Annotated in this window: 6 protein-coding genes; 1 reads left to right on the top strand and 5 read right to left on the bottom strand. The window is 58.4% G+C overall.

Annotated features, from left to right (window positions below; all coding sequences use genetic code 11):
• The 5 genes from dinB to ASB66_RS20965 form a co-directional block, all read right to left on the bottom strand.
• On the bottom strand, positions 1–540 hold a 540-nt coding region (gene dinB, locus ASB66_RS20985; protein ID WP_114386903.1), incomplete at its 3' end, for a DNA polymerase IV.
• A gap of 573 nt (positions 541–1,113) precedes the next feature.
• Positions 1,114–2,130: a GTP 3',8-cyclase MoaA gene (gene moaA, locus ASB66_RS20980; RefSeq protein ID WP_060717706.1), complete on the bottom strand. Its 1,017-nt coding sequence runs from the start codon at positions 2,128–2,130 to the stop codon at positions 1,114–1,116.
• The gene (locus ASB66_RS20975) at positions 2,124–3,464 is read right to left on the bottom strand and encodes an FAD-dependent oxidoreductase (RefSeq protein WP_060717707.1); all 1,341 of its coding nucleotides are present in this window, start codon (positions 3,462–3,464) and stop codon (positions 2,124–2,126) included. The genes moaA and ASB66_RS20975 overlap by 7 nt, the downstream gene beginning before the upstream one ends.
• Positions 3,461–3,766: a ferredoxin family protein gene (locus ASB66_RS20970; protein WP_060717708.1), complete on the bottom strand. Its 306-nt coding sequence runs from the start codon at positions 3,764–3,766 to the stop codon at positions 3,461–3,463. The genes ASB66_RS20975 and ASB66_RS20970 overlap by 4 nt, the downstream gene beginning before the upstream one ends.
• A 37-nt stretch (positions 3,767–3,803) precedes the next feature.
• Complete coding sequence (locus ASB66_RS20965) at positions 3,804–5,930, bottom strand: molybdopterin-containing oxidoreductase family protein (RefSeq protein ID WP_060717709.1); 2,127 nt, start codon at positions 5,928–5,930, stop codon at positions 3,804–3,806.
• On the opposite strand from ASB66_RS20965, the gene ASB66_RS20960 reads away from it, so the two are divergent.
• Positions 5,920–7,014 carry a helix-turn-helix transcriptional regulator gene (locus ASB66_RS20960; RefSeq protein ID WP_234614211.1) on the top strand — a complete coding sequence of 365 codons (1,095 nt, stop codon included), beginning with the start codon at positions 5,920–5,922 and terminating at the stop codon, positions 7,012–7,014. The genes ASB66_RS20965 and ASB66_RS20960 overlap by 11 nt on opposite strands.
• Positions 7,015–7,045: the final 31 nt, after the last annotated feature.

Genomic DNA, 7,045 nt, shown 5'->3' with positions numbered 1-7,045 from the left:
ACCTGGCCCGTTTTTTGGCGTGATGACAGCCTGGCCATTCGGCTTATTCAGGTCGCTTGCCATCTTTGCCAGAAACTTGTTGTAGGAAATGCCGGCTGAGGCGTTGAGACCCGTGGCTGCCTTAATCTTTGCCCGGATTTCCAGCGCGATCTCAGTGGCGATCTCCATGCCCTTCAGATTTTCTGTGACATCGAGATAGGCTTCGTCCAATGACAACGGCTCGATCAGCGGCGTATATTCGGCGAAGATTTCGCGGATCTGGTGGGAGACCTGCCGGTAGACGTCGAAGCGGGGTGGTACGAAGATTAAATCCGGGCACTTGCGCTTGGCGGTCACGGAGGGCATCGCCGAGTGCACGCCGAAGGCCCGCGCCTCATAACTTGCAGCCGCCACAACGCCACGGGCCGCGGACCCGCCAACGGCGACGGGTTTACCGCGCAACTGCGGATTGTCGCGCTGTTCAACAGAGGCATAAAAAGCGTCCATATCGACATGGATAATCTTGCGCACAGAGACGATGGTCGAACGATCGAGGCTCATGGCCGTATCAGGCCCATCCGAACTCGTCATGGCGTGATCCCTAGGATGTGTTTTATCGCGCATGAATAAAACTGCCTGACATCCCGACTGCCGCATAAAAGCGCCTGGAACAAATAATGAACATAACATCAGCGAAGAGAGCTGCAAAGCCCTGAAATGAAGCAGTTCATGAACCGCCCCAGACTGCTTTGAATCCCCTCATGGGCTGAAGCTATTTACTTCAGCCAACCCTACAAAAGAACAAGGACGAATACCTGATTTTGTTGTCTATATACCATCAGGAAAGCGAATCGAGTGCACCCGTGCTCGGCGGCTTGCGACGAATATTTCACTGCGGTCATTCGGTGGAATCCAACCTGAAGAAATTCATTTTGTGCGATACAAAATGAGAATTTTGGCTTTCCAAAAATCGATTTTTACCCATAAAAATCAGATAATTAATAAAATTGAAATTTTATGTTGAATTCTGTGGCGCGCGCCGCCTACCTTTTCCAGTGCATTGAATTCAAAAGTATTTTATAGAGATTATAAATCTTGCCCGTGATTAGGCACGCCTGTGCGTACCGGTGGTGGTCACCCTCCGGTCGCCGACATGTGGCGGGCGATCTGCGGAATCCGCGCCCGGTCCAAGACAAAGTCGTGCCCCTTGGGCTTGTGCTTGAGAGCATGGGCGATTGTCTCCAGCAGCATCGTGTTGTTATCGGATGCGCGTATGGCCTCCTTTAGATCCGCCGCATCGTTCTGTCCGAGACAGGTATGGAGCACGCCCGCGGCGGTGACGCGCACACGATTGCAGTTTTCGCAGAAATTATGCGTCATGGGCGTGATGAACCCGATGAGGCCCCCGGTTTCGGCAATCCTCGCGTAGCGCGCGGGACCACCGGTGCGCAGACCGATATCCGTCAGCGACCACCGCGCCTCGATCTGGCGACGCAAAAGGTCCAGCGGCAGATACTGATCGAGCCGATCCTCTCCAGTTTCTCCAAGCGGCATGGTTTCAATCAGGGTCAGGCCCATGCCGCGCCTGTGGGCGAAGGAGATCAGGTCATCGATCTCGTCTTCCGTGCTGCCACGTAGTGCAACCGTGTTGATCTTCACCGCAAGACCAGCATCCTGCGCGGCATCGATGCCCGCAAGCACGGTTGCGAGCGACCCGCCACGGGTCAAAGCGGCGAAGCGATGCGGATCGAGCGTATCCAGGGAAATGTTGACCCGCCGCACACCCGCAATTGCCAGATCCCGAGCATGTTCGGCAAGGCGAGTGCCATTGGTCGTCAGCGTCAGTTCCTGCAAGGATCCGTCTTGCAGACATGGCGAGAGACTGCGGAAGAGGTCGATGACACCCTTTCGCACGAGCGGCTCTCCCCCCGTAATCCGTATCTTACGCACACCGATACGGATGAAGGCGTGGGCAACACGCGCCAATTCGTCCAACGAAAGAATATCCCGCCGCGGCATGAAGGTCATCCGCTCCGACATGCAATAGACGCAGCGCAGATCGCAGCGGTCCGTCACCGAAAGCCTGAGATAGCTGACCCGGCGACCGAAGCTATCGACAAGCCCACACGCAGGAGAGGTTTCCATCAGCATGCAATATCCTTCCCCCCGGCAGCGGCAATCATCGCTTCAACGGAGACGAACTTTTCGCGCGGCTTGCCCAGCGACCGGCCCCGCGCCACCTCCGCCGTGTCAATGGCACGCCAGGCATCGAAGTCGAGGCGCAGCCCCTGGCGGTCCCAGATCGAGGAGACGAAACTGTCCGCAGCGGCAGGATCTGGCAATGGCAGCGAATCGAGATCGGCCAGTACCTTTTCAACCGTATCGATAGCGCAGGCGCGATTTGTACCGATCGTTCCCTGCGGGCCGCGCTTGCTCCAGCCGCAGGCATAAAGGCCAAGAAACAGCCCGTCCTCTGCCCAGATACGGCCACCGGCATTGGCATGGACGCCCCGGTCTGCGTCGTAGGGAACATCGGTAACCGGTGCGCTGCGCCTGCCGACACTCAGGAAGACAAGGTTCGTATCGATCGTGACGTCCCGCTCCATTCCCTTGCCCGTTGCGCCCCAACGGAACACGGCGCGGCTGACGCGCTCATGTCCTTCGAAACAAACCGGAGCGAGATGAAAGCGGAAAAGGCATCTCTTGCTTTTTTCCCATTTGCGGCGGGAGAACGCATCGAGAAGGCCGATGGCGGTTTTTCGTTCGGGGTCCACGCCCTCAGGAGAGGCAAACGGGTCAATGGCCAGATCGCCCATCTCCACGCCCGGATCGCAATTCTCCAGCGTGCCGAATTCATGCAGCTCCTTGGCCGAGAAACGTATCCCGGCCGGAGCGCCCCGCCCGACCAGATGCACCTCGCGAATACGGCTTTCCCCCAGCATTTCCAGAGCATGCCCGGCAATATCTGTATGGCGCAATTCCTCCGGCGTCTTCACGAGGATACGCGCCACGTCGAGGGCGACATTGCCATGACCGATGACGACCGCCCGCTCGCCGCCAAAATCGAAGGTCAGATCCCGGCAATCTGGATGACCATTGTACCAGCCGACGAAATCGCTGGCCTGATGCGTGCCGGGCAGATTTTCACCCGGCAGGCCGATCTCACGACCGAGCGCCGCCCCTGTCGCCAGGATGACGGCATGATAGGACCTGCGAAGATCGGTGATGTTAGTGTCAACGCCGATCTCCACCCCACCGATAAAACGAAAACCCGGCATCTGCGCGATTCTCTCGAAGACAGCAGTGACCTGCTTCAGCTTCGGATGATCAGGGGCGACGCCGAAGCGAACCAGGCCGTACGGCACCGGTAAGCGTTCGAACAGATCAACCGCAATGTTCTTATCCGACCGAAGCAATGCCTCGGCCGCATAGAACCCACTAGGACCGGCACCGACGATGGCGACATGATAGCGCGGCACCGTCACAGGCCCATCGCCTTCTTGCGTTCGTCTGCACCGGCAAGCGGCGGCAGGCGCATGTTGATCACAGGCGTTTCGGCTGAGCGACGTCTGTTGATCTCGATCCATTTCTGCTGATCAGGCGACAGCAGATAGGACGGCTGGATCGCGCCAACCGGACATACAGGCACACAGCCGCCACAATCGATGCAATTGTCGGGATCGATATAGGTCATGTCATCGTCGATATGGAAACACTCGACGGGGCACACCGTCACGCATTCCGTATAACGGCATCCGGTGCAATGGTCGGTAACGACATAGGGCATTCTCGATAAACCTCTTCAGTAAGCCATGACTTGTCCGTTAGAATTTGGCGACCTCGACCAGCACATCCGAAAATGTCGGTGCGCGGCCCAGATCGGCAAAAGCGGGCGGCGTCAGGGCATGAACCGTGGGGCCTCGGCGGTTCGAGCGCTGCCAGTAGCCGGCAGGCGCCACCACCACGCCGCGCATCACATCCGATGAGACGGTGGCAAAGGCTTCGAAGACGCCCCGATCGTTAAAGACACGAATGGGCGTCCCCACCTCTATTCCACGCGCGGTTGCGTCGTCCGGATGGAGGGTCACCGACTGCTCCTCGCCCGCCAGCGCAACCTGAGCCGGCAGATTGCCATAGTTGGAATTGAGGAAGGCATGGCTCTTGGGCGAGATCAGGCTGAGCGGATATTTCTCCGCAAGCGCCGGCGCACTGGCCGGGCTCTCATTGGGCCTGATGTAATGCGGTAGAGGATCGACGGGTTCTCCGGCCTGATCGCCATTATAGCCCTGACGAAACAGCGGAACCACGAAGTTGCCGGTCTCGGCCAGCGTGGACTTGAACTCGCATTTCCCGGTCGGCGTAGGGAAATTGCCATCGCGGTGCGGTGCCCAGTCGCCGGCAGCCGGCACCTGAAGACGCAGGAAGCCCTTTTCCTTCAGATCCTCGAGCGTGAGACCCTCCATCACAGGATTGGCCCAGTCCATCGACTGCGCGATCATCTCGTCGTCCGAGCGAAAGAAGAAGGGATCATCTATATCGAGCGCGCGGGCAATCCGGCGGAACATTTCGGTATTCGGCACCGCCTCGCCAAGCGGCTCGATCGCCGGGTTGTTGTACGAGAGGTAGAGATGCCCCCAGGAGAACATGATGTCCTTCTGCTCCAGTTGGGTGGTTGCCGGCAGAAGAATATCGGCATAGCGGGCCGTATCGGTGATGAAATGCTCGCTGACCACAGTGAAGAGATCGTCTCGCGCAAGCCCCTGCTCCAGCTTGTCCTGCTGGCTCACCATCGCCATGGGATTGGCGTTATAGACAAACAGCGAGCGGATCGGCGGATCGAGTGGCAAATCGCCGGTCAAGGCAGGCCCGAGTTGCCACGAGTTGATGACACGCATCGTCTCGGGCTGGAGATCAGGACGCATCATCTCGCCCCAGTTGACTGGGAAGGCCCAGATCGGCAATTGCAGCAGACCGCCGCCGACATGCTTCCAGGCCCCGATCAAGGCAGGCAGGCAGGCGATGGCGCGCACGGTCTGTCCGCCGCCGGCGTGACGTTCCACCGCAACGCCGATGCGCACAACCGCTGGCGCGGTCGACGCATATTCGCGCGTCAGCGTGTAGATGTCTTCCACAGGAATGCCCGTTTCTGCGGAGGCGAATTCCGGCGTGTACTGTTCTGCCCGCTCCGCCAGCTCCGCAAAACCAACGGTGTGCGCATCGATATAGTCTCGATCGATGCGCTTTTCCTTGATGATGATGTGGATCATCGCCAAGGCCAGTGCGCAATCGGTGCCGGGGCGGATGGGAATGTGCCAGTCTGCCAGCCGCGCCGTGCGGGTGCGCACCGGATCGATCACTACCAGCTTTGCGCCGTTTTTCCGGGCCTGTTCGATAAAGGGCCAGTGATGTGAGTTGGTGCTCAGCGTATTACAGGCCCACAGGATGATGTATTTCGAATGGATGAAGGCTTCCGGATCGACGCCGGGTGTGTGGCCGATCGTCATCATATAGGCGGTGCAGGAGCCGGAATCGCAGAAGGTGCGCTCGCAGACACTGGCGCCGAGCTTGTTGAACAGCGGATCGCCGACATTCAGCCCGTTGATGATGCCCTGCGTACCGAGATAGCTGTAAGGCAGGATGGCCTGCGCACCGTCGGTCGCGATAATATCCTTGAAACGCGACGCGATCTCCGCAATCGCATCGTCCCAGCTGATGCGTTCAAACTGGCCGCTGCCTTTTGGGCCCACGCGACGCATCGGATACAGCAGACGATTGTCGCTATAGACGCGGTCTTGATAATTATTAACCTTCACGCACAGGCGTCCGCGCGTAAACGGATGATCAGGATTGCCCCGGACCGCGACGGCTTTTCCGTCCTCGACCGTCGTCAGGATGGAGCAGGTGTCTGGACAGTCATGCGGGCATGCGCCGACAACGGTAGTGCGAGCCATTTTCAACTCCCATGATTTGCCTTTTGAAAAGCAGTGCTTGAACTTTAGGCAGTGTGGAGCGGAGCGCAGGCTTTGGCTTTATCAAAAACTGCGTTTGTTTATTCAATTTCTGATCAAGTGGTCATTTAGGGCGATTGGTCCGGAATTTGCTTGTTCTCAACACCAGCAAAATGGAACTTGGAGCAAAGCCATGCTCGGTCACTCCGTCGACAAGTATATTACCGGAACGATGATAGAGACCTCGAATGCGAGCGGTTGGCGCAACATTCTGGCCGAGCGCTGGCGTCATGAAGCGGGCGAACTGCCATCGCTGGTGCCGCACGACACGGAGATCGCCATACTGCTGCACGGGCGCAGCATCGTTGATCGCCGTGGCGGAGGCATGCGGCAACACACGGTCGCGCGGCGCGGCACCATCTGGCTCTGTCCGGCCGGAATTGAGGAGGAGTTCATATCGGTGACAGAGCGGATGGACGACTGTCTTCATTTGTTCCTGCCAGGGCAGCCCTTCTCCTCGACCATCCTGCAGGAATTCGACCTCGATCCGGCGGCCATAGAACTGCGATACGAAAGCATCGACCAGGATCCGTTCATTGAATTTGCCGCGGGACAGATCCTGCAAGAAATGTCTACGGAAAGTGCGGCGGGCCGATTGCTGGTCGAGACCCTCGCTGTCGCCCTCTCCGCGCATCTGGTTCGTTCCTATTCGACTGCAACGCCCCGACAGCAGGGTAAGCGCAGCGGTGATAGCGCGCTCGACACGCGCCGAATGCGACGCGTCACAGACTATATCGAATTCCATCTCGACAACGAGTTTTCCGTGGCCGACCTTGCTTCCGTCGCGTGCATGAGCGTTGCCCACTTTGCCCGCGCATTCAAACAGGCAACGGGGAAAAGTCCACATGCCTATGTCAGTGACAAGCGCATGGCTGTCGCCAAGCAAAGACTGCTCGATGAAAATTGGAACATCGCAGACGTGGCCATCGCGGCCGGTTTCTCATCTCACGCCAATTTCACCCGCGCCTTCAGGAACGCGACAGGCGTGACCCCGCATGCGTTTCGCAGTGAAATGTGCGGCCAGTAGCAACGGATAGCGATCGCGTCAGACAAAATCC

Origin of the sequence: Gillisella vitis (assembly GCF_001541345.2) — a bacterium.
GTDB classification, from domain to species: domain Bacteria; phylum Pseudomonadota; class Alphaproteobacteria; order Rhizobiales; family Rhizobiaceae; genus Allorhizobium; species Allorhizobium vitis.
The sequence above is the reverse complement of the archived record's forward strand: the minus strand, read 5'-3'. Positions and strand labels throughout refer to the sequence as shown.

Bases quoted from the DNA above. Each gene is read 5' to 3' on its own strand.
- moaA (WP_060717706.1), bottom strand. From the start codon at position 2,130: ATGCTGATGGAAACCTCTCCTGCGTGTGGGCTTGTCGATAGCTTCGGT.
- ASB66_RS20970 (WP_060717708.1), bottom strand. From the start codon at position 3,766: ATGCCCTATGTCGTTACCGACCATTGCACCGGATGCCGTTATACGGAA.
- ASB66_RS20965 (WP_060717709.1), bottom strand. From the start codon at position 5,930: ATGGCTCGCACTACCGTTGTCGGCGCATGCCCGCATGACTGTCCAGAC.